Source organism: Serratia sp. OS31, assembly GCF_014164835.1.
Classification (GTDB): Bacteria; Pseudomonadota; Gammaproteobacteria; order Enterobacterales; family Enterobacteriaceae; genus Serratia; species Serratia liquefaciens_A.
Genome location: NZ_JACJFQ010000016.1, coordinates 62,732 through 85,932, shown reverse-complemented (window position 1 = coordinate 85,932; position 23,201 = coordinate 62,732). Strand labels below are relative to the sequence as shown.

General features: G+C 55.7%; 20 protein-coding genes. 15 read left to right on the top strand and 5 right to left on the bottom strand.

Annotation, left to right across the window (positions count from 1 at the left end; translation table 11 throughout):
- Positions 1-2 precede the first annotated feature (2 nt).
- The 9 genes from H5P17_RS14900 to H5P17_RS14860 all read left to right on the top strand — a co-directional run bounded on the left by H5P17_RS14900 (position 3) and on the right by H5P17_RS14860 (position 10,384).
- Positions 3-998, top strand: a complete 996-nt coding sequence (locus H5P17_RS14900) for a carbohydrate ABC transporter permease (RefSeq protein ID WP_182823702.1) — start codon at positions 3-5, stop codon at positions 996-998.
- Entirely contained in the window at positions 995-1,840 is an 846-nt protein-coding gene (locus tag H5P17_RS14895) for a carbohydrate ABC transporter permease (protein WP_020826988.1), read from the top strand. The genes H5P17_RS14900 and H5P17_RS14895 overlap by 4 nt, the downstream gene beginning before the upstream one ends.
- A 32-nt stretch (positions 1,841-1,872) precedes the next feature.
- Positions 1,873-3,234 carry an alpha-glucosidase gene (locus tag H5P17_RS14890; RefSeq protein WP_182823700.1) on the top strand — a complete coding sequence of 454 codons (1,362 nt, stop codon included), beginning with the start codon at positions 1,873-1,875 and terminating at the stop codon, positions 3,232-3,234.
- A 62-nt stretch (positions 3,235-3,296) separates the two neighbouring features.
- Positions 3,297-4,412 carry an ABC transporter ATP-binding protein gene (locus H5P17_RS14885; RefSeq protein ID WP_182823696.1) on the top strand — a complete coding sequence of 372 codons (1,116 nt, stop codon included), beginning with the start codon at positions 3,297-3,299 and terminating at the stop codon, positions 4,410-4,412.
- Between the two features lie 21 nt (positions 4,413-4,433).
- On the top strand, positions 4,434-6,128 hold the full coding sequence (locus H5P17_RS14880) for an alpha-glucosidase (RefSeq protein ID WP_182823694.1): 1,695 nt from the start codon (positions 4,434-4,436) through the stop codon (positions 6,126-6,128).
- A gap of 313 nt (positions 6,129-6,441) precedes the next feature.
- Entirely contained in the window at positions 6,442-7,884 is a 1,443-nt protein-coding gene (locus H5P17_RS14875; RefSeq protein ID WP_182823692.1) for a GGDEF domain-containing protein, read from the top strand.
- A gap of 113 nt (positions 7,885-7,997) precedes the next feature.
- Entirely contained in the window at positions 7,998-8,351 is a 354-nt protein-coding gene (locus H5P17_RS14870) for a DUF1428 domain-containing protein (RefSeq protein WP_122079426.1), read from the top strand.
- Between the two features lie 14 nt (positions 8,352-8,365).
- The gene (locus H5P17_RS14865; RefSeq protein WP_182823690.1) at positions 8,366-8,836 is read left to right on the top strand and encodes a VOC family protein; all 471 of its coding nucleotides are present in this window, start codon (positions 8,366-8,368) and stop codon (positions 8,834-8,836) included.
- A gap of 210 nt (positions 8,837-9,046) precedes the next feature.
- On the top strand, positions 9,047-10,384 hold the full coding sequence (locus H5P17_RS14860; protein ID WP_182823688.1) for a D-serine ammonia-lyase: 1,338 nt from the start codon (positions 9,047-9,049) through the stop codon (positions 10,382-10,384).
- On the opposite strand, the gene H5P17_RS14855 is transcribed toward H5P17_RS14860, so the two are convergent.
- Positions 10,381-11,214 carry an IclR family transcriptional regulator C-terminal domain-containing protein gene (locus H5P17_RS14855; protein ID WP_044551322.1) on the bottom strand — a complete coding sequence of 278 codons (834 nt, stop codon included), beginning with the start codon at positions 11,212-11,214 and terminating at the stop codon, positions 10,381-10,383. The genes H5P17_RS14860 and H5P17_RS14855 overlap by 4 nt on opposite strands.
- Positions 11,215-11,237: 23 nt before the next feature.
- A complete protein-coding gene (locus tag H5P17_RS14850) occupies positions 11,238-11,867 on the bottom strand; it encodes a TetR/AcrR family transcriptional regulator (RefSeq protein WP_044551320.1) in 630 nt (209 codons plus the stop codon).
- Between the two features lie 1,294 nt (positions 11,868-13,161).
- On the opposite strand from H5P17_RS14850, the gene H5P17_RS14845 reads away from it, so the two are divergent.
- From H5P17_RS14845 to pcaC, 6 genes are all read left to right on the top strand, one after another.
- The gene (locus H5P17_RS14845; protein WP_182823686.1) at positions 13,162-14,472 is read left to right on the top strand and encodes a lysine N(6)-hydroxylase/L-ornithine N(5)-oxygenase family protein; all 1,311 of its coding nucleotides are present in this window, start codon (positions 13,162-13,164) and stop codon (positions 14,470-14,472) included.
- A 45-nt stretch (positions 14,473-14,517) separates the two neighbouring features.
- Positions 14,518-15,396 carry an ATP-grasp fold amidoligase family protein gene (locus H5P17_RS14840; RefSeq protein ID WP_044551316.1) on the top strand — a complete coding sequence of 293 codons (879 nt, stop codon included), beginning with the start codon at positions 14,518-14,520 and terminating at the stop codon, positions 15,394-15,396.
- 530 nt (positions 15,397-15,926) lie between these two features.
- Positions 15,927-17,282, top strand: a complete 1,356-nt coding sequence (locus H5P17_RS14835) for an MFS transporter (protein WP_182823684.1) — start codon at positions 15,927-15,929, stop codon at positions 17,280-17,282.
- Between the two features lie 10 nt (positions 17,283-17,292).
- Positions 17,293-18,471, top strand: coding sequence for a 4-hydroxybenzoate 3-monooxygenase (locus H5P17_RS14830; protein WP_182823682.1), 1,179 nt, complete (start codon positions 17,293-17,295; stop codon positions 18,469-18,471).
- A gap of 133 nt (positions 18,472-18,604) precedes the next feature.
- Positions 18,605-19,972 (top strand): 3-carboxy-cis,cis-muconate cycloisomerase, encoded by a 1,368-nt coding sequence (locus tag H5P17_RS14825; protein ID WP_182823680.1) that lies wholly within the window; start codon positions 18,605-18,607, stop codon positions 19,970-19,972.
- Positions 19,962-20,351, top strand: coding sequence for a 4-carboxymuconolactone decarboxylase (gene pcaC, locus H5P17_RS14820; RefSeq protein WP_182823678.1), 390 nt, complete (start codon positions 19,962-19,964; stop codon positions 20,349-20,351). The genes H5P17_RS14825 and pcaC overlap by 11 nt, the downstream gene beginning before the upstream one ends.
- Here pcaC and H5P17_RS14815 read toward each other — a convergent pair.
- From H5P17_RS14815 to pcaH, 3 genes are all read right to left on the bottom strand, one after another.
- Positions 20,348-21,283: a LysR substrate-binding domain-containing protein gene (locus H5P17_RS14815; RefSeq protein WP_044551306.1), complete on the bottom strand. Its 936-nt coding sequence runs from the start codon at positions 21,281-21,283 to the stop codon at positions 20,348-20,350. The genes pcaC and H5P17_RS14815 overlap by 4 nt on opposite strands.
- Before the next feature lie 95 nt (positions 21,284-21,378).
- The gene (gene pcaG / locus H5P17_RS14810) at positions 21,379-22,002 is read right to left on the bottom strand and encodes a protocatechuate 3,4-dioxygenase subunit alpha (RefSeq protein ID WP_182823676.1); all 624 of its coding nucleotides are present in this window, start codon (positions 22,000-22,002) and stop codon (positions 21,379-21,381) included.
- Positions 22,002-22,730 carry a protocatechuate 3,4-dioxygenase subunit beta gene (pcaH, locus tag H5P17_RS14805; RefSeq protein ID WP_182823674.1) on the bottom strand — a complete coding sequence of 243 codons (729 nt, stop codon included), beginning with the start codon at positions 22,728-22,730 and terminating at the stop codon, positions 22,002-22,004. The genes pcaG and pcaH overlap by 1 nt, the downstream gene beginning before the upstream one ends.
- Positions 22,731-23,201 lie beyond the last annotated feature (471 nt).

The following is a 23,201-nucleotide window of genomic DNA, read 5'->3' as shown; positions in this document are numbered from 1 at the left end:
GCATGAAACGCGATACGCACGCTTTATCCCTGACGGCTACCCCTGATGAGTCAGTCCAGGTGCTGCCGGCCAGGCGCAGCAAACTGAATCACCAACAGCGGCGTAGCCGCATCGCCTGGTTACTGGTGGCACCGGCGATGTTGCTGCTGGCGGCGGTTGCCGGCTGGCCGCTGCTGCGCACCCTGTTTTACAGCTTTACCGACGCCATGCTGGACGCGCCGGACGATTACCGCTTTATCGGTTTCGCAAACTATCTGGATCTGACTGAAGGCGGCCACCACTACGGCGTGTTGGCGGATCCGCTTTGGTGGCTGGCGGTAGGCAACACGCTGCGCTTCAGTTTGCTGTCGGTATCGCTGGAACTGGTGTTCGGCATGCTCCTGGCGTTGCTGATGAATCAAAAATTCCGCGGTCAGGGGCTGGTGCGCACCGCCATTTTGGTGCCCTGGGCCATTCCGACCATCGTGTCCGCCAAAATGTGGGGCTGGATGTTCCACGATCAGTACGGAGTGGTGAACGACCTGTTGCTCAAAACCGGCATCATCGCCACGCCGCTGGCCTGGGTGGCGGAGCCGGGGCTGTCGATGTGGGCGGTGGTGATTGCCGACGTGTGGAAGACCACGCCGTTTATGGCCTTGATGCTGCTGGCGGCGTTGCAACTGATCCCCGGCGATCTGTATGAGGCCGCCCGCGTCGACGGTGCCAATGCCTGGCAGCGGTTCCGCCGCATCACCTTGCCGCTGATTATGCCGGCGATGATCGTCGCGCTGATTTTCCGGGTGATGGATGCGTTGCGGGTGTTTGATCTGATTTACGTACTGACTTCCAACAGCGAAGCCACGGTATCGGTGTCCGGTTACGCCCGGGATCGCATGGTCAGCTATCAGGAAATGGGCTCCGGCTCGGCCGCATCGGTGCTGGTCTTTATGATGGTGGCGGGCATCGCCGCTTGCTTCCTTACGCTGGGTCGCCTGAACGACAAGGAGAAACAAGCATGAAACTGAGCCGCCAACAGCAGAAATACGGCCATAAAACGCTGATCTTCGCCGCTGCAGCATTGGCCAGTGTGATCTGCCTGTTTCCTTTCTACTACGCGCTAATCACCTCGTTGCGTTCCGGGCAGGATCTGTTCCAGGTCGCTTATCTGCCGGGCAATCTGCACTGGGGCAATTACCTGACCGCATTGATGGAAAATGGCATCGCCCGCAGCTTGCTGAACTCTATCGTCGTGGCGACGCTGACGGTAGGCATTTGCCTGCTGGTGTCGATCACCGCCGCTTTTGCCCTGGCGCGTATCCGCTTTCGCGGTCGTAAATACCTGCTGTTTACCATTCTTTGCGTCTCGATGTTCCCGCAGGTGGCGGTGCTGTCCGGCATGTTTGAGTTGGTGCGCTTTATGGGCCTGTACGACTCCCTCGGCGCCCTGGTGCTGTCCTACACCACCTTCTCGCTGCCGTTTACCGTCTGGGTGCTGACCACCTTTATGAAGGCGATCCCGGCGGAGCTGGAAGAGGCGGCGATCGTCGACGGTGCCGGTACCTGGACCATCATCACCCGCATCTTCGCGCCCATTATGGGACCGTCACTGGTGACCACCGGACTGCTGGCCTTCATCGGCGCCTGGAATGAATTCATGTTCGCCCTGACGTTCGTCATTTCCAGCGGTAAGCGCACCGTGCCGGTCGCCATCGGCATGCTGCAGGGCGCCTCTCAGTTTGAACTCCCCTGGGGCACCATCATGGCGGCCTCGGTCATCGTCACACTGCCGATCATCGCACTGGTCCTGATTTTCCAGCGCCGCATCGTCAGCGGATTAACCAACGGCGCAGTAAAAGGCTGATTTTCGATTAACCCTGAAGCAGGAGAAAAGTAATGGCTACAAAAATCGTTTTAGTGGGAGCGGGCAGTGCGCAATTCGGCTACGGCACGCTGGGGGATATCTTCCAGAGCAAAACGCTGTACGGCAGTGAGATTGTGCTGCACGACATCAATCCTTCCGCTCTGGCGGTGACCGAGAAAACCGCCCGAGACTTTCTGGCTGCGGAAGACCTGCCGTTTACCGTCAGCGCCACCACCGATCGCAAAACTGCACTGAAAGGGGCGGAGTTTGTGATTATTTCCATCGAAGTGGGCGACCGTTTTGCGCTGTGGGATCTCGACTGGCAGATCCCTCAGCAGTACGGTATCCAGCAGGTGTACGGTGAAAATGGCGGCCCCGGCGGGCTGTTCCACTCGCTGCGGATTATTCCGCCGATCCTCGACATTTGCGCCGACGTTGCCGACATCTGCCCCAACGCCTGGATATTTAACTATTCCAACCCGATGAGCCGCATTTGCACCACCGTGCACCGTCGCTTCCCGCAGCTGAATTTCGTCGGTATGTGCCACGAAATCGCCTCACTTGAGCGCTATCTGCCGGAAATGCTCGGCACGCCGTTTGAAAACCTTAACCTGCGCGCCGCCGGGCTTAACCACTTCAGCGTGTTGCTGGAGGCCAGCTATAAGGACAGCGGTACAGATGCCTATGGTGACGTGCGCGCCAAGGCACCGGACTATTTCTCTCGCCTGCCGGGCTACAGCGACATTCTGGCGTACACCCGCACCCACGGTAAATTGGTGCAGACCGAAGGCAGCACTGAGCGTGATGCGTTGGGCGGCAAAGACAGCGCTTATCCCTGGGCTGACCGCACCCTGTTCAAGGAAATTCTGGAGAAATTCCACCACCTGCCAATCACCGGCGACAGCCACTTTGGCGAATACATCCGCTGGGCCAGCGAGGTCAGCGATCATCGCGGCATTCTCGATTTCTACACCTTCTACCGCAATTACCTGGGGCAGGTGCAGCCGAAAATTGAATTGAAGCTGAAAGAGCGCGTGGTGCCGATCATGGAAGGGATCCTGACCGATTCCGGCTATGAAGAGTCGGCGGTCAATATACCGAACCAGGGCTTTATCAAACAGCTGCCAGACTTTATTGCGGTGGAGGTGCCGGCGATCATCGATCGCAAAGGGGTGCACGGCATCAAAGTGGCAATGCCGGCCGGTATCGGCGGGCTGCTCAGCAACCAGATTGCCATTCATGACCTGACCGCTGACGCGGTGATTGAAGGCTCTCGCGATCTGGTGATCCAGGCGCTGCTGGTGGATTCGGTCAACGACAAATGCCGCGCGATCCCCGAGCTGGTAGACGTGATGATCTCACGCCAGAGCCCGTGGCTTGATTACCTGAAATAAACCGGATAGCGGGGCGCATATCGGCGCCCCGCAGGATGCCAACTGGGGTAAACGGGAGGAATATGGCGCAACTCACGCTGGAAAAGCTGCAAAAACGCTACGGCGCAAACGCAGAGGTTATCAAATCGCTGGATCTGCAAATCAACAGCGGGGAATTTGTGGTGATCGTCGGCCCTTCCGGCTGCGGAAAATCAACCCTGCTGCGGATGATCGCCGGACTCGAGGAGATCAGCAGCGGCGGCATGTATATCGATGGCAACTACGTTAACGACGACACGCCGGCGGAACGCGGCATCGGCATGGTGTTCCAGTCCTACGCGCTTTATCCGCACATGAGCGTTTATAAAAACATGGCCTTTGCGCTGGAGTTGGCGGGCCATTCTGCGGCTGAAATCGACAGCCGGGTACGCGAGAGCGCACGTATTTTACAGCTCGAGCCGCTACTGGATAGGCGTCCAAAGGATCTTTCGGGCGGGCAGCGGCAACGGGTAGCGATTGGCCGCGCCATCGTACGCGAACCCAAGTTGTTTTTGTTCGACGAACCGCTGTCCAACCTCGATGCGTCGCTGAGGGTGCAAATGCGGATGGAAGTGGCGTCGCTGCATAAGCGGTTGGGTTCGACCATTATTTATGTCACCCACGACCAGGTTGAAGCCATGACCTTGGCGGATCGCATCGTGGTACTGAACCAAGGCCACGTCGAGCAGGTTGGCACGCCGCTGGAGCTCTACGATCAACCGGCCAATGAATTTGTCGCGCAGTTTATCGGCTCGCCGAAGATGAACCTGATCCCGGCGATTTTGCGGCGCGCCGGTGAGCAGCAAAGCGTGGTCGAACTGGATAACGGCAAGGCGCTGGTCCTGCCGATCGCCACGCCGAGCGAAGCGGAAGGCCAGAGCGTCAACGTGGGTATACGCCCGGAACATATTCGGGGCGGCGCACGGTCGGAGTGTGAGTTTCAGGGTGAGGTAATGTTCGTCGAACATATGGGCAATGAAACCTACCTGTATCTGGACAACGGCAACGCCGGTGAACCCTGGGTACTGCGCAATCCTGAGCGCTCCACCATCCAGGCCGGCGATACCGTCGGCCTGCGGCTGCCGGTAGAGTGTTGTTATCTGTTTGACCGTCAAGGTCGGGCGTTTCAGCGCATTTTGGCCTCGGAACAGGCGCATTAATTTATCGAAGGGAGCAACGGCATGAGCGGTGGACAAACAGCGCAATGGTGGAAGCAGGCGGTGGTGTATCAAATCTACCCGCGCAGCTTTATGGACTCTAACGGCGACGGCATAGGTGACCTGAATGGTATTACCGCCAGGTTGGATTACCTGCAATGGCTGGGTATCGACGTGATTTGGATCTGTCCGATGTATCGCTCGCCGAACGACGACAATGGCTACGACATCAGCGATTATCAGGCCATTATGACCGAGTTCGGCACCATGGCGGACTTTGACCGGTTGTTGGCAGAAGTGCATGGCCGCGGGATGCGGTTAATACTCGATCTGGTGGTTAACCACACGTCTGACGAACATCCGTGGTTCATTGAATCCCGATCGTCCCAAGCCAGTGCCAAACGCGATTGGTATATCTGGCGTGACGGTAAAAATGGCGCGGAACCCAACAACTGGGAGAGCATTTTCAACGGCTCGGCCTGGAAATATGACCCCGGCAGCGAGCAATACTTCCTTCATCTGTTCTCGGAGCGTCAACCGGATCTGAACTGGGAGAACCCGCAGGTGCGCGCGGCGCTGTATGACATGATGCGCTGGTGGCTGGACAAGGGCATCGACGGTTTCCGCATCGACGCCATTTGCCATATGAAAAAGCAGCAGGGGCTGACCGACATGCCCAACCCGCAGGGGCTGCGGTACGTGCCGTCTTTCGAGCGGCATCTGAACTGTGAGGGCCTGCTGGAGTATGTCGATGACCTGTGCGAACAGGTGTTTAACCGCTATGACATCATGACGGTAGGCGAAATGAACGGGGCCTCGGCGGAGCAGGGTGAAGACTGGGTGGGCGAACAGCACGGCCGCTTGAACATGATTTTCCAGTTCGAGCACGTCAAGCTGTGGGAAAACAACCATCAGCAGTCGCCGCACGCCGGGGCAGACGTGATGGGCCTGAAGGACATATTTACTCGCTGGCAGACGCTGCTGGAGGGAAAGGGGTGGAATGCCCTGTACGTCGAAAACCACGATATTCCGCGCGTGGTGTCAAAATGGGGCGACGATAAGCTGTATTGGCGCGAAAGCGCCACTGCCATCGCCGCGATGTATTTCCTGATGCAGGGAACGCCGTTTATTTATCAGGGGCAGGAGCTGGGGATGACCAATACCCGTTTCCAGAGCCTGGCCGATTTTAACGATGTTGCCGCCAGGAACCGTTTTGCCAAGCTACGCGAGCAGGGCATGGACGAGGCGCAGATCCTGGCGTTTCTCGGCCGCAGCGGGCGCGACAACTCGCGCACGCCAATGCAGTGGGACGACGGCGCCCACGCGGGTTTCAGCTCTGTCGCGCCCTGGTTTGCGGTCAATGCCAACTATCCGCAGATCAACGTGGCGCGTCAGCGCGAAGAAGCCGATTCGGTACTGAATTTCTACCGGGCGCTGATCCGTCTGCGCAAGCAGGATCCGGTGTGGATCTACGGCCGCTATCAATTGCAACTGGCGGAGCATCCGCATATTTACGCCTACAGTCGCCGCTTGAATCAGCAGCAAGGACTGGTGCTGTGTAACCTGAGTGGTGAACCACAGCGGGTCGACCCGTTGGCATTGCCACCCGGCCCGTGGCGCTGGCTACTGGGTAACTATCAGGAGAATGTCGAAGGGTTAATGCTGCGCCCTTATGAAGCCAGGGTCTATCAGCAGGGAGAAACCCTGGACGGTGTTTAACCCTGGCTGCAGCTTCCCCGGAGCCGGTTGGCGGTATCCGGGGGAGGTAACCCTCAAAACGCCCCGTCATTGGCCGTAGCGTCGCAAGCCTTCCGCATCTGAATCCACTCTCCTCAGCAAATCATCGCGTGACAGATTGAAACATAATAATATTTTTAAATTTTCAATTAGCTGATGCCAGCCCGGTGAAAACTAGCAATAATATCTGGCTGACTGCGCGTTTTGCGTGCAACGTCAGGCATGCTGGCCAGAGGGTTGGACGCCGTCATGCAGACAGGATTTTTCGTATTTTTTGCCAGCTTCTGGAAGCAAGATGCACACCACTGAGTTACCTGGTGCCACAAAATTACAGCACGCGTTAATCGTATTCCTGCTGGTGTTCTGCCTGTGCCTGTTTGGCATCTTGAGCCGGCCCACCGGTCTGTTATCCGCCTTTTGGCCGGCCAATGCGGTGTTGCTGGCTGTCCTGGTGCGTTACCCGGCGCTGGCCAGCCCCTGGGGTTGGCTGATGGCGATTTTGGGCTATATGGCGGCGGATCTGATCACCGGCAGCACGGTCGGGAAAGCAGTATTGCTCAACGGCGCCAATATTACCGGTGTTGCGGTCGGGTTTTACCTGTTTATGCGTTTATCGCCGCAGGTCAGAACTCTGGAACGCACTTCGTCCAGCATTTTTCTGTTTGCCATCTGTCTGACGAGCGCGACCGCCACGGCGTTAGTCGGTGCCGGGGCTTCGGTACTGCTGTTCGACCGCCAATTTCTGCCCGCCATGGCGCTGTGGCTGTCTTCGGAGTTCACCCATTACATTACCCTGATGCCGTTCATCCTGACTTTCCCGACCGACGGGAAAGGCTATTTGCGCAGCATCAGCCAGGCCGCGACCCAACGCAGCCTGTGGTATGCCACCTGTAAAAAAATGGCGGTGCTGGTCCTGCTGCTGATTGCCTGTACCGGCAGCATCCTGATTGGCGGCCCCGGAGCCGTCATTTTCCCAATGCCAATCCTGCTTTGGCTGGCAATGTCGTTCTCCTTATTCAGCACCATGATTGCCGTGCTGGCCTATGTGCTGTGGTGCCATCTGGCGATCGACATGGGCCTGATTGCGACCAATCTCGATATGAAACTGCTGCAAAACACGGTGTCGATGCGCCTTGGCGTGGCGCTATTGGCGCTGGGGCCAATAGCCGTCGCCAGCATGAATTACGCCCGCAATGCGCTGCTGCGCAGGCTGGAGCACGTGGCGAATCATGATGCATTAACCCATGTCTTGACCCGTAGCGCCTTTATGCAGCGCGGTACGCGCTTGGTCAGCCAAAAGGGGGAGCACGTCTGCATCATGATGCTGGATATCGACTACTTTAAGTCGATCAACGATCGCTTTGGTCACGCAGGCGGTGATGCTGCGCTGTTGTCCTTCACTCGAGCCATTACTGCCGATCTGCGCGATCAGGATCTGTTTGGCCGAATGGGCGGGGAAGAGTTTGCTATTGTTGCACCGATCTCTCAGCAACAGGATGCCCTGTCGTTGGCCGAGCGCCTGCGTCACCGCGTGGAAATCGAGTCCATCACCATGCCCGCCGGAACCTCGTTGCAGATTACCGTCAGTATCGGCATGGTCACCTGCATCGGCGGATCGGGGCAGAGTCTGGATAATCTGCTGAAAATCGCCGATCTGGCGGTCTACAAAGCCAAAAACAGCGGCCGCAATCGCGTCGCCACCCCTGAATTTCTTCCACGCACTTACCCCAACCTCTGAACTTCGCCAGCGCCCTTGATGGTTGACCCCACTAATGGGGTCTAAAATGGTAGAGGGCGCGGGCAGTTCCGCCGGCGCCACCCCGACTGTCGAACAGACAAGAGGAATCTCCCATGAAATACGTTGATGGTTTTGTCGTGGCGGTACCGGCCGCCAATAAGGAGGCGTACTTAAAACTGGCGGCTGCGGCGGCACCCTTGTTCAAAGAGTTCGGTGCCACGCGGGTCGTGGAATGTTGGGGCGATGACGTCCCCGACGGCAAACTGACCGATTTTCGCGGCGCAGTAAAGGCCGAGGCCGATGAAGTGGTGGTGTTCAGCTGGATTGAGTACCCCTCCAAGGCGGTACGTGACGATGCTAACCAGAAGATGATGGCGGATCCGCGTATGAAAGCCTTGGGTGACCAAATGCCATTTGACGGCAAGCGCATGATTTTCGGCGGTTTCGAACCTATCCTTGATCAATAGCGGAGGGGGATATCGTGAAAATCACCCAACATCTTTGGTTTGAGAAAGACATGGATGCCGCACTACGCTGTTACATAGATTTGATCCCCGGCTCCTCCCTGACCTGGCACTCTACCTTGCCCGCCGATACTCCCAGCGGCCCGGCAGGCAGTGTCAAACTGGCGACTTTTATTCTCGGCGATCAGCGCTATGCGGCGATTGAAGCCGGCCCCCTGGATCCGTTCAATCACAGCTTTTCCATCATGGTCGAATGTGCGGACCAGTCCGAAGTGGATCGACTGTGGGAAGCGCTGAGCGACGGTGGCAGCGTCGAACAGTGCGGTTGGTTGCGCGACCGTTGGGGATTGAGCTGGCAAATTGTGCCCAAGCGGCTGACGGAGCTGATGAATGACCCCGATAGCCTGAAGGTGAAAAGGGTCACCGAAGCGATGCTACAGATGGTCAAACTGAACATCGCCGGGTTGGAAGCGGCGGCTCGTGAATAATATAGCCTTGGCAAATGCCCCGTAGCAGGTTTGGCTGCGGGGCGTTATAGGTGATTCATTATCATTCAAAACCTACCTAAAGTTTATAAATTGACGTAAATCACCTTATTGCATCAATACTGCTCATGTAAGGCTGATTTTTTATCATTTGTCAGCTCAGGCGAATCGCTGCACTCTAGGGCTAACCTTTTTGCAGCGCAGAGAATAACAATGGAAAAGACACAGATTCAGCAATTAGTGACGCAATTCCCGCTGGTGCAGGAGTTGATCGACCTTAAGCCGGTGACCTGGTTCAACCCGCAAGCGACGACTTTGCAGGTCGGGCTGCCCTACGTCGGTCTTGGTGCCGCGGACGTGAGTGACGCCCAGCAGCGTCTGGCGCGTTTTGCCCCTTATCTCAGCGCCGCTTTTCCGGAAACCCGAGCAACACAAGGCGTGATCGAGTCTGAAGTTGTCGCTCTGCCTGCGATGCAAACGGCAATGAATCAACGCTATGGTTTGACGCTTAGCGGGCGGTTGCTGCTTAAAAAAGACAGCCATCTGCCGATCTCCGGTTCGATCAAGGCTCGCGGCGGTATTTACGAGGTGCTGGCGCATGCGGAAAAGCTGGCTCTGGAAGCCGGGCTGCTGCAGTTGACGGATGACTATGCCAAGCTGTTTTCGCCGGAGTTCCGCGAGTTTTTCGGCGGTTATCGCATTGCCGTAGGGTCAACCGGCAACCTCGGGATGTCGATCGGCATTATCAGCGCTCGCCTTGGTTTTAGCGTCAGCGTGCACATGTCGGCGGATGCTCGCGAATGGAAAAAGCAAAAGCTGCGCGATAACGGCGTCAACGTGGTGGAATATGAACAAGATTATGGGGTCGCCGTCGAACAGGGCCGTTTGCAGGCGGCGAGCGATCCGCGCTGCTTCTTCATTGATGACGAAAATTCGCAAACGCTGTTCCTGGGCTATGCCGTGGCCGGGGAGCGGTTGAAGCGCCAGTTTGCCGAGAGTGGCATCCGGGTCGATGCTCAGCATCCTTTGTTTGTTTATCTGCCCTGTGGCGTCGGCGGCGGTCCTGGCGGTGTGGCATTTGGCTTGAAGCTGGCCTTCGGTGACCACGTACGCTGCATCTTTGCCGAGCCAACGCACTCGCCATGCATGCTGCTTGGTGTGCATACCGGGTTGCACGACGCTATCTCGGTCCAGGATCTGGGTATCGACAACCAAACTGCCGCTGATGGATTGGCGGTGGGGCGCGCCTCCGGTTTTGTCGGCCGTGCGATGGAACGTCTGCTTGCGGGGTTCTATACCCTGAGCGATCAAGAGATGTTTGCGCTGTTAGGGCTGTTGGACCGCCATGAACATATCCGGCTCGAGCCATCCGCGCTGGCGGGGATGCCAGGGCCATGGCGCGTAGCGGCCGATGCTGAGTGGTTGACGAGCCAGGGCTTGAATGAGGAGCAGATGAACCGTGCTACCCACCTGGTGTGGGCAACCGGCGGCGGCATGGTGCCGGAAGCAGAGATGGCGAAATACCTGGCTGCGGCTCAGCAGTCCCTTTAATGGCTCAGTAACGACAGCTCCTGCGCGCCTTCCAACAGGATCGGCAAGATGCGGTCGGTTAGTTCGCTTAGCGGGACATGACCGGCCTGCACACCCACGTTTAATGCGGCGGTGACCACCCCGTCAATCGAGGCGATTGGCACGGCAATCGAACGCAGACCGATCTCCAGTTCCTGATCGTTTATCGCATAACCCTGCGCGCGAACCTTATCCAGTTCGTCGCGCAGTTTGTCGATCGAACCGATGGTGTATTGCGTATAGCGCATCAGGGTGATGCGCTGCAGGTAATCATCACGTTTATCGGGTGGCAAATGGCTTAACAGCACGCGGCCCATTGAGGTGGCGAAGGCCGGCAGGCGACTGCCTATGTTCAGATCGATCGTCATAATGCGCTCGGCAGAGGCGCGAGCGATATACAGGATATTGTCGCCGTCCAGCGTGGCGATAGAGCAGGACTCATTCAACAACTGGCTGATGTGTTTCAGCACCGGCTGGGTGGCTTTGGCCAGCGGTGTGGCGCCAAGATAGGCGTGGGCCAGCGTCAGAATGCGCGGACGCAGCTCAAAATTCTTGCCGTCCTGCGCGTAGACGAAGCCTAATTTGTTTAGCGTATACAGGCAACGGCGCACCGCCGCGCGCGGAATACCGGTTTTCTGGCTGATTTGGGAAATGGACATCAGGCGGCGCTGCGGGGTAAAAGCCTGGATAACCTCAAGACCGCGAGCCAGCGACGCCATAAAGTTGGGATCGCCCTTGAAAGGATCGCCACTGGCAGGGGACAGTAAAGCATCAGGTGCGGAAATCTCTTCTCCGCCAGAGGTTTTGGTCATCACAAAGGCTCCCGGGTTGGAACTTACAGTGTTACGTAGCGCAGCGTTGCCATGACGGTCAATCGACGATTACGGATCACCTGATCTTCCGCAGGTTCATGGCTTTCAAACAGCGTATTGAAGGTATACCGGTTGGCCACATAGTGGAAACACAGGCTGCTGATCAAGCGGTGCACGTCTGTAGCGCTGACGTCGGCAATGAACAGTTGCGCTTGTTTACCTCGTTGCAAAATATCCTCAAGCAAGGTCAGTGCGCTTTGATTCAGCGCCTTGATGCGCAGCGACTGACGAATGTATTGGCCGCGCATCATGTTCTCCATACAGATCACGCGGATGAAGTCAGGATGCTCTGCATGGTAATTGAAGCTTTCCTCTGCCAGGCGGGCCATGGCTTCTACCGGTGGCAACGCATGCAGATCCAGGCCCGATTCGTGTGCGCGGATATGCTGATAGACATGTTCCAACACCTCTATGTAGAGCGACTCCTTATTTTTGAAATGATATACCACCATACGTTTGGTGGTGGCCGCATGCTCAGCAATGTTCTCCATGCGACCGCCTTTAAGGCCGGCTTCGGCAAACTCGCTCAGCGCCGCAGCGAAAATGCGCTGTTTCAGGCCTACGGGGTCATTTTTGCGCTTGGTGGCGGGCATCTCGTCATTCTTCAAAACATCAGTCACTTATCTTTTAGAGGGCACCGGTTAAGATTAACCGGGGTTCGTCGGCAATACAATCTGGCACGTTAGCGCTTTGCGAAGCTCATCATGTTGAACCACCCTCAGGTTACGCACTAATAATGGCGTATCGGGATAATACCTGTATGTGATGATATATCCACTGTGGGTTTTTAAGTTTAGGTAACAGAACAGGGAATAAGGAAGGTTAAATAACTTACCTAAGAACAAATTCAACAGCACATAATTTGTTTTCTCATTTCCGCCGTGTGGGCTAACTGATTAATTGTTTCGACATGACCTTTTGCATAAAAATCTTAATTAAGAGGTGAAACAGTAAACCACCTGCCGATGGTGATGATTTGTACTGATGAGCACGCTCGCCTTTTTTTCTGGCCTCTAGCGGTTTTGATATTCAGTGTTTTGAAGATGATTGATAAAGAGGTACTTTAAAAAATGAGGGGAGGGGGTAAGAAACTTCAATGCCGAGAATGTCTCCATGGATGTCAAAGCAACGATATTATCGGAAAGTCAGATTGGATATCCGCGGTTAAGAGTACAATAACAGGTGAAATATTGGAGCCGGACAGCCACAACAACCGAAGGGGTGCAAAAGCCAGTTTAAGGGACAGGCTCAGGCTGAATGGCCTCATTTTGGGGAGGGCTGGAAACGGTGTTGTCAGGCCCAGCGCCGCTTTGGTGCAGGTTTCACTTGGTAAAGCCCACCTGCAACGGTAGCTAAACCAAGGTGAAATTTTAGCATTTTTTACGATTTCACTTTTAATTTTACAATAACAACGTGGGTTTTGACTTCAATATTATTTTTTTTCACATGCCAGAGTGCAACTTTAGCGCTACTCTCATTTGGCAATGTCTGATCAAGGAAGATGCCATGCGTGGTATGCAGATTAACATAGGGATATGTTATGAATTACTCTGTTAATTCATTAGGTTTTAGGGTCTTAAAAACCTCTCCCCAAACACTCTCTTTTTATAATGCTGTAAAGTGTTTTTTTACTTTTACGGAAAAATGGCTGGCTGAAACATTTAACTTAACGCCCCAAGGTAATAAATTGCCGGGGTGATCCGGTTATTTTTACCGTCTTGGCTAATGCGCCAAATTCACACGGCGATAATGCAGGGTGTTTTCGATAGGGCCGCTCAATTGAGGGGTTTCTATCATTCCCATGCTGGCGTTAAGTTTCGTTACGGTATTTTATCAGGCCAAATTATATATCTGGTAAATATGTTTACTTATTCAGGAGCACACTCAATGAACCAGCGTTTGGACTTTATCGGTATTGGCATCGGTCCGTCCAACCTCAGTATTGCTGCGCTTGCTAGCGAAATCGAGGGATTCAGTTGCAAATTCCTCGAACGCAAACCGCACTTTTCCTGGCATCCAGGCATGATCCTGGCAGAGAGCAGCATGCAGACGAATTTTTTAAAGGATCTGGTCACTGCCGTTGCCCCTACCAACCCTTACAGCTTTCTCAACTATCTGGTGAAAAAGAAAAAGTTCTACCGTTTCCTGACCACCGAGCAACGCACTGCTTCGCGCGAAGAGTTCGCCGACTACCTGAACTGGGCAGCAACGGGGTTGGACTCACTGGCGTTCAACCAAGAGGTTCAGCATGTGGAGTTTGATGACCAGCAGCGGCACTTTGTCGTCACTACCCAGAATGATGTGCTCTACGCCAAACACCTGTGCGTGGGGATTGGCAAGCAAATCAAACTGCCTGACTGCGTGACGCAGCAAAATGATCAATGCTTCCACGCCAGTGAAATGATGTTGCGCCAACCGAACCTTACCGGAAAACGCGTGGCCATCGTGGGCGGGGGGCAAAGCGGTGCCGATCTGTTCCTGAACATTTTTAAAGGGGAATGGGGTCAGCCAGAACACCTGAGCTGGCTATCCCGGCGTAACAATTACAACGCTCTGGATGAAGCGGCATTTGCTAACGAGTATTTTACCCCTGAGTATGTCGAGAAGTTCTGCACGCTGGGCCATGAGGCCAAACAGCACATGCTGCACGAACAGAAAATGACGTCTGATGGCATCACCAGCGAGTCTCTGTTGGCGATTTATCGCGCCATGTATCATCGTTTCGATGTGCTCCGTGAGAAGCGATGGGTACAGCTGCTGCCCAGCCGTTCAGTGACTGCCCTCAGCACCCGAGACCATGCCTATCGGTTGGAGACGCAGCATCACCTTGATCAAGGTCGAGAAACCTTTGACGCCGACGTGGTGATTTTTGCGACCGGCTATCAACAGGCACGCCCGGCGTTTCTTGATTCCCTGGCCGGCGTTTTATCAACCACCGCTGACGGACAATACCGCATTGCCTCTGATTTTACCCTTGCGCGCCCAGGCGCTGAGGGAAACTGTTTGTTTGCCGTCAACGCCAGCATGCACCACCACGGCATTGCCGATCCCCAACTGAGCCTGATGGCTTGGCGTTCGGCCTGCATTCTCAATCGCGCCTTAGGCCGCAACCAGTTTGATTTAAGCACCACCCCAGCGATGATCCAGTGGCGCAGTGAGCAAGAAAAAGCCACCGCTTCAGCTTCCTTTGGTGTCTAACCGTCACCGTTTTAATTTTTTCGTCATAATGATGAGACAGGGCGTATGAGAAAAAACATTAATAAATTTATCATGAATCAATTGGCGACATTTACGCCGACTTTCAAGACAAAATTTATCTATAAAAAGGCATTTGGAAAAAAATTAAACCTCAATCCGCCGGTGACGTGGAACGAAAAAATCAACTACCTCAAACTGAACGGCTACAGCAAAAATGCGCTGGTCACGCAGTGTGCGGACAAATACGCCGTGCGAGAGTATTTGAAGGCGCAGGGGTGCGAAGAAATTCTCAATGAGCTGTACTTCGCCTGCGACACGGTCGATGAGATCCCATGGGATTCCTTGCCCGACAAGTTTGTCATCAAGGGCAACCATGGCTCCGGTTACAACCTGATTTGCCAGGATAAAAGCAAGCTGGACATCGGCCGTGCTTCCAAAATCATTGATAACTGGATGCGGGAGGACTATTGGAAGGTCTACGCGGAATTAAACTACAAGAAAATCAATAAAAAGATAATCGGTGAGAAGTATATAGAGTCACCTGGCGGCCATGGCCCAGAAGACTACAAAATATACTGTTTCAATGGCGTTCCCTACTGCACGTTGCTTTGTGTCGGCAGGGACAAGGGCATGCCGAAATATTACTTTTTCGATAAGGACTTCAAGTTTCTGTGCTACAGCCAAGACTGCCTGGCCCTTGGCCCAGAAGAGATTGCGGCTTTTGTTAAGCCGGAAGGTTACGATGACCTTTTTGACTACGCCAGAAAGCTCTCGGCGCCGTTTGAGTTTGTCCGCGTCGATTTCTATATCTCCAACGGCAAAGTGATCTTTGGCGAGTTGACCTTCACCCCCTCAGCAGGGATTGATACGGATATCCTCGAGCCCACGGATATCCTGCTTGGGGAGATGCTTAAACTGAAATAACCGTGGGTGTGTTCAATAGCCCGCAATAGTAGAAGTCCCCGCACCCTGTACCTCGCAGGGGGTGGGGCCGTTGACAATGTGCTCTGTTGTTTAATGGTAGGGGCGCTGCACGCTGCGCCCAATAGCATAATCAATGAGTTAAATCGGGTCGAACATGTTCGACCCGATTTAGCCTTTTGAGTGTTTGTCAGCAGTCTGACACCCTGTGCCCCGCAGGGTGTTTTTATTGGTGCGCAGCCAGTTATGTTTCTTCAATGTTAATCGGCTCACAGAATCCATGCCCCATCGCCTTACGTGAATATGACGTATCCATCTGAAAATAATCTGGTTATGTGAATATCGCTCTTTTCTCGTTCGGTTATCGCACGCTAATTGATTTAACAATATTGAAACTTATAGCCGCCGATGCTTTGATAATTAGGCGATTAACGAACCAAGTTTCGATAATCGCACAGTTAGCGGCTTTGCCAGGGGAATGCCTGGCCGTATCCGCAGGGTTTATTTCGCCAGACCAACCCAGGAAACGCTCTATGTCCCAGCCAAACACGCTAGAAATTCAGTCATTTATCAATAACAGCCCTTTCTCACGTTACCAGTGGTTGATCCTGGTACTGTGTTTTTTGACCGTGGCGTTGGACGGGTTCGACACCGCAATCATCGGCTTTATCGCTACTTCACTGGTGCAGGACTGGGGGATTGAGAAAACCTCGCTGGGGCCGGTAATGAGTGCCGCCCTGGTCGGCCTGGCGGTTGGCGCGCTTACCGCCGGACCGCTGGCGGATCGTATTGGTCGCAAGAAGGTGCTGGTCCTGTCGCTGATCCTGTTTGGCGGCTTCAGTTTATTGACGGCCTTTGCCACCACGTTGCCAATGCTGACGTTGCTGCGTTTTTTAACCGGCCTGGGGCTGGGCGCAGCGATGCCGAACGCGGCCACTTTAATGTCGGAATATGCCCCGGAACGTAAACGCGCACTGTTGGTGAACCTGATGTTCTGCGGCTTTCCGCTGGGATCGTCGATGGGGGGCTTCGTTTCCGCCTGGCTGATCCCGCATTTCGGCTGGCAGAGCGTGATGGTGCTGGGTGGGGTAATGCCTCTGCTGCTGGCGGTGGTGTTGATTGTCGCGCTGCCGGAGTCCGCGCGATTTATGGTGGTGCACGGCTACCCGGCGCAGCGTATTGCTGCCGTGCTCAAGCGTATTGCACCGCTCAATCTCGTCGAACCGCTGCACTTTAGCCTGAGCGAAGACGGGCAGGTAAAGAACAAGTCGGCGCTGGGGGTGATTTTCTCCCCGCGTTATCTGTTGGGGACGCTGATGCTGTGCCTGACTTATTTTATGGGACTGATGATTTTCTACCTGTTGACCAGTTGGTTGCCGCTGCTGATCCGTGAAACCGGGGCTTCTATCCGCCAGGCCTCGCTGATTACCGCGCTGTTTCCTTTAGGCGGCGGTATTGGCGTGCTGATCATCGGTTGGCTGATGGACCGGATGAACCCGCACAAGGTGGTGGCGGTGGGCTATCTGTTAACCGGGGTGTTCGTCTGCGCGATTGGCTACGTCTACACCGATCCACTGCTGATGGCCGTGACCGTCTTTATCGCCGGAACCTGCATGAATGGCGCGCAGTCATCGATGCCTGCGCTGGCTGCCGGTTTCTATCCCACCCAGGGGCGAGCGACCGGTGTCGCCTGGATGCTGGGGCTGGGACGCTTCGGCGGCATTCTGGGGGCCATGAGCGGCGGGGTGCTGATGCAAATGCAGCTGTCGTTCAGCACCATTTTTACCCTGTTGGCGATCCCTGCACTGGTGGCGGCACTGGCGCTGGTAGCCAAACACTTTTCCAGCAAAGCGGCGGCATTGTCCGGTTCGCTCAACAAAGCCTTATAAGGAGATAACCATGCGGACACAAATAGCGATTATTGGTGCCGGCCCGGCCGGATTGATGTTGTCGCACCTGCTGCATTTACAGGGCATCGAGTCGGTAGTGCTGGAGTCACGCAGCCAACAGGCGGTGGAATCGACCATTCGCGCCGGGGTTCTCGAACAGGGAACGGTAGATTTGCTCAATCAAACCGGGCTGGGCGAGCGCATGCGCAAAGAAGGGGCACAGCACCATGGCATCCGGCTGGCATTTGGTGGCCAACAACACCGGATCGACTTAACGGAACTGACCGACCGGGCGATCACCGTTTACGCTCAGCACGAGGTGCTGAAAGATATGATTGCCGCCCGGCAGGCCGCGCAGGGGCAACTCCATTTTGAGGTGGAGGAGGTGGCACTGAAGGGGCTGGACAGCGAAAGGCCACAGGTGCATTACCGCCACAACGGCGAACAACGGCGGCTTGACTGCGATTTTGTCATTGGCTGCGACGGGTTTCACGGCATCAGCCGGGCCGCAATGCCCGGCGGGCTGCGTCAGGACTACACCCGGGTTTATCCCTTCGGCTGGTTCGGCATTTTGGTGGACGCGCCGCCGTCCAGCGATGAACTTATCTACGCCAGACATGCACGCGGATTTGCACTGATCAGCACCCGCTCGCCGGGCGTGCAGCGCATGTACTTCCAGTGTGACCCGGCGGAAAATGTCGACCACTGGTCAGACGATCGCATCTGGAACGAACTGGAAAGCCGGCTGGAAAATCACGATGGCTGGTCACTGAAAAAGGGGCGCATCTTCCAGAAAAACGTGGTTGGTATGCGCAGCTTCGTCACTGAACCAATGCGTTACAAACGCCTGCTGCTGGCCGGGGACTCGGCGCATATCGTGCCGCCGACCGGGGCAAAGGGGTTGAACCTGGCGATGGCGGACGTCTGCCTGTTGTCGCAGGCGCTTGAGGCATTTTACCGGCATAAGAGCTGGCGGCGACTGGACAGCTACAGCGACGATGCCCTGCAACGGGTTTGGCGCGCCGAGCATTTTTCCTGGTGGATGACCAATATGCTGCACACCCACCAGGACGACAGTGCGTTTCAGCAACGCCTGCAGCTGTCTGAACTGCAATACACCGTGAAGTCACGCAGCGCCATGACGGTGCTGGCGGAGAACTACGTCGGTTCGCCCTTTCAGATGATGTGATCCGGTTGGTATCACAAATATCAATAAAATTGACGATTGTTTCGATAATCGCCCAGGACAGCGTTTATCGTTGTTGACGCTGGCGGCGGTGCCGCGCCATCATCGAAAAAATGGCTCTTTGCCTGGAGGAACTATGGAATTACTGACGCCGTTGCTGCGGTCATCAGCGGTGACGGCCTGTTTTAGCGATGCCGCGACGCTGCAGGGAATGCTGGATTTCGAAGCGGCGTTGGCTGCGGCTCAGGCCCGCCTCGGCATTATTCCCCAGGAGGCGGCCCGGCGGATCGCCGAAGCCTGCCACAGTGCCTTATTCAATGAGACGGATTTGGCGCAGGCAGCCGCGCAGGCCGGTAATCTGGCGATCCCTCTGGTTAAACAACTGACGGTGCGGGTGGCGCAGCAGGATGCCCATGCCGCTCGCTTCGTGCATTGGGGCGCAACCAGTCAGGATGCTCTCGACACCGGATTGATGCTGCAACTGCGAAACGCGCTCGCATTAACACTTATCGACCTGGATCGACTGATGGCGGCGTTGGTGCAGCAAATCACCCGTCATCAGGATTGCGTGCTGGTCGGTCGCACCTGGATGCAGCATGCATCGCCGACCACGCTGGGCTTAAAGCTGGCGGGAACGCTGGATGCGCTGTTGCGCTTTCGGCAGCGGTTGGAAGATATGCGACCGCGCGTGTTGACGCTGCAGTTGGGCGGTGCCGCCGGCACGCTGGCGTCGTTGGGTGAGCAGGGGGCGGAACTGGTCACTACGCTGGCCGCCGGCCTGCAACTGACCGCGGCCTATACGCCCTGGCACAGTCAGCGCGATCGCCTGCTGGAAATTGCCGGCTGGTACGCCGGATTAACCGGGTCGCTGGGCAAGTTGGCGCGGGATATCTCTTTGCTGACCCAAACCGAAGTGGCGGAAGTGGCCGAACCGGCGGCGGCAGGACGCGGCGGTTCTTCCACCATGCCGCACAAGCGTAATCCGGTGGCCTGCGCGGTGATCCTCGCGGCGGCCAATCGGGTTCCAGCGCTGGTAGGGGGGCTCTATGCCGCCATGGTACAGGAGCACGAACGCGGTTTGGGCGGATGGCATGCAGAATGGGAAAGCCTGCCGGAGCTGGTGATGTTGGCGTCAGGTGCCTTGGATACCGCCGCTGATTTGATCGCCGGGCTACAGGTGTTCCCTCAGCAGATGCAGCATAACCTGAAGTTAACCGACGGGTTGATCATGGCGGAAGCGGTGACGATGGCCCTGGGTGAGGCTATTGGCCGTCAGCAAGCGCATCATCACATCGAAAAACAGTGCCATCAGGCGCTGGCGCAGGGGCTCACGTTGCAGGCGGTTTTGTTGGACGATCCGGTCGTCATGGCGAACTTAACGGCGCAACGGCTGCATGAATTGCTGGATCCACAGCAGTATCTCGGCAGTGCGCGGATCTTTACCCAGCGGGTGCTGCAACAGGCTACGGAATTAACTTCAGGAGTCCATAAACATGAAGGATGAACAACGTTATCAGCAGGGCATGGAGGTACGCAGGGCGGTTTTGGGGGACGCGCATGTGGACCGCACTCTGAGTCAACTCACCCCGTTGAACGAAGAGTTTCAGGACTTTATCAGCCGCTATGCCTGGGGCGAGATCTGGACCCGCCCCGGGCTGGCGCGCCACACCCGTAGCCTGATCACCATTGCCATGCTGATAGCCCTTAATCGCGAGGCCGAACTGCGCATGCACCTGAAAGCGGCGGTGAACAACGGCGTGACTCGCGAGGAAATCAAGGAAGTGCTGATGCAGAGCGCGCTGTACTGCGGTTTGCCGGCGGCGAACTCGGCATTTCATCTGGCGGCGGAGGTGTTTGCCGAACAGGATGCGCAGGGCGATTAAGCCGATCTCGCTGCGCCGACAATATTGCGCACCGTCGCGATGAAGGCCAGTACCGCCTCGCTCAGCTGACCGTCATTGCGAGTCAGAATGCCCACCGCTTCCTCCATGCCTTGGGTGGGCAGCGGCAAGGGCACCAACTGCCCGGTGGCAATATCGGCTTTTACCGCGCTGGACGGCACAAACCACACATAGTCAAATTGCAGCGTCATTTGACGCGCCAGCGAGGCGGAAAGCGTTTCAATGTATTGGGCGGGCAGGCTGAACCCCTGCGTCGACAGCAAACTCTCGGTATTGTGGCGCGGCACCGTGCCTTTGGGCGAGACGATGGCGGAATAACTCAGCGCGCGCTCCAGGGTGACAGTTTCGCTTAGCAACGGATGGCCCGGTCGGGTCACCATCAGCAACGATTCCAGCAGCAACAGTTCGAAAGCCAGCCCGCTCATCATTTCCGGATCCGCCATTCGGCCTATCGCTACGTCAATCTCACCGGCCTTAAGCTGAGCCAACAACCCGGTGTTGGTGCCGGTGATCACCTGGACCCGTGAATAAGGATGCGCCTGTTGGTACTGCCCGATGGACTGCGGCAGCATGCCCAGCGCGGTGGTCGGCAGGGTGCCGATGCGCAACATTTTGGCCGGTGCGTCCTCGAGCCGATCGAGCGCATGCCCGGCGGCGGTCAAGGCTTCCAACACCCGTGTGGCATAACCAAGAAATTGCTCGCCCTGTTCGGTCAGCAACGTGCCCTGTCGATGACGCACCAGTAACCGGTTACCGGTCAGGGCTTCCAGTTCGGTGAGCGTTTTGGACAGCGCCGGCTGGCTCAGACTCAGTTTTTCGGCGGCCCGGCTTAGTGAGCGCTCCTGCGCGACGGCAACAAAACCGTTGATGTGGCGTAAGCGCATGCGCTGAATAAATAAATTGGCTTTTTTCATACCTCAGTGTAGGAAGTTTTCCTCAGAGGTAACAAGTGACGGCGGCCGCATATTTGTACTGGCGTGCAAATTCCTGCGGCCGCGCTCCCAGAGCATCAGAGATCGAAAAACACCGTTTCGCCTTCGCCCTGGATCACAATGTCAAAATGGTACACCGACTCTTCGCCCCGACGCTCCGGCTGCGCAATCAACGTTTTACGCCGCACTTCCAGCTCAATCAGGTTCAGCACCGGATCCTGCTGGTTGGCCGCCGCCTCATCGGCAAAATACAGCCGGGTATGTAACCCAAGATTAATCCCGCGTGCGACGATCCACAGGTTGATGTGCGGTGCCATCATTCGCCCGTCACGGCCACAAACGGCGCCCGGTTTGATGGTTTCAAAACGATAGAGCCCGGTGTCGAAATCAGAGCAGCTGCGTCCCCAGCCACGGAACGTGGCATCGAGCGGTTTGTGCTGTTGCAGATCGCTTGGGTGGTTGTAACGACCATGGGCGTTGGCCTGCCAAATCTCCAGCAGCACGTCGCGGATCGGCGTGCCGCTGCCGTCGAATACCCGGCCCTCCAGGGTGATGCGTTGTCCCTGGGTCTCCGGCTGGGTCAACACGTGACCGAAGTTGTTTTCGAAAATCTCGAAACCGGCCGCCAGCGGCGCAAGACCGATATGCACGTAAGGCCCGGCGGTTTGTGACGGCGTTTCCGGCAGATACTGTAGTGGCATTATGCTTTCCCCTGCAGGCGGTTTTCAAACAAGGTGGCGCGGTGGCCGCGCAACACCAGATCGAAACGATAAGCCAGGCTGTCCAGTTGCACCGAAGCGGTTTTGTCCAGTCCGGCGATCAGGGTGCGCACCGCATCGTCATTTTTGATGGCGCGGACGATCGGGCAACTGGCAATCAACGGATCGCCCTCGAAGTACATCTGGGTAATCAGGCGTTGGGCGAAGGCGTCGCCGGACAGCGAGAAATGAATATGGGCCGGGCGCCAGTCATTGACCCGATTGCGCCAGGGATAGGGGCCGGGTTTGATGGTGCGGAAAAAGTAATAGCCGTTATCGTCGGTCAACACCCGTCCGCAGCCACCGAAGTTGGGATCGATCGGCGCCAGATACTGGTCTTTCTTATGGCGATAACGCCCACCGGCGTTGGCTTGCCACACTTCGACCAGCGCATTGCGCATCGGCAGACCATTTTCATCGCGCACGTAGCCGTGCACGATAATCCGTTCACCGATCGGCAAGCCTTGCGCGGCGTAATTGAGGATCAGGTCGTTATCCAGTCGGCCGAGTTCATGCTGACCGAACACCGGACCGGTGATCTCCGACAGTGAATTCTGCAGCGATATCAGTGCGTTTTTGGGTGAACGCAACACGCTGGTTTTGTATTCCGGCACCAGCACCGGCGGGTGCAGATCGTAGTTACGTTGATACAGTTCGTTAATCTGGCTCATGCGGAAATCCTCATGGCGTAGGCAGGGTGCAGAGGGCTGATCGGTTTTATTGTTGTGTCAGCGCGAAGGGGCGTGAAGCTCATTCCCCCGTCTGAGTCTCGCAAGCCAGAGTGTTACGATAAAGTGAAATTTGCAGTGTTTTACTTAACCTGAGGTTATGTGATGATGGTGTATCTTTTGTACATCATGCCCTCATTTTAAAATGCTGAGATACCCTTAGGGAAAATTAATTAAATATCTTATTAACTGTTTTTGAATGAGGTTTTCTATTTATGTTTTTGAATTATTACCTGCATTAAAAGCAATCGGTATTCCATGGGGATAAATCATGGAAATTAAATTTTGTGGTTGACATTCCTGAGGTGTTGATCGATTTTAAATCTCCAGAGATATCATTTAATTTTATTTCTATTGTGTGGTGGTGGTTGTTTGTAATGTCATGAAAATTAACGTGAAGTGAGGTGGTTCATG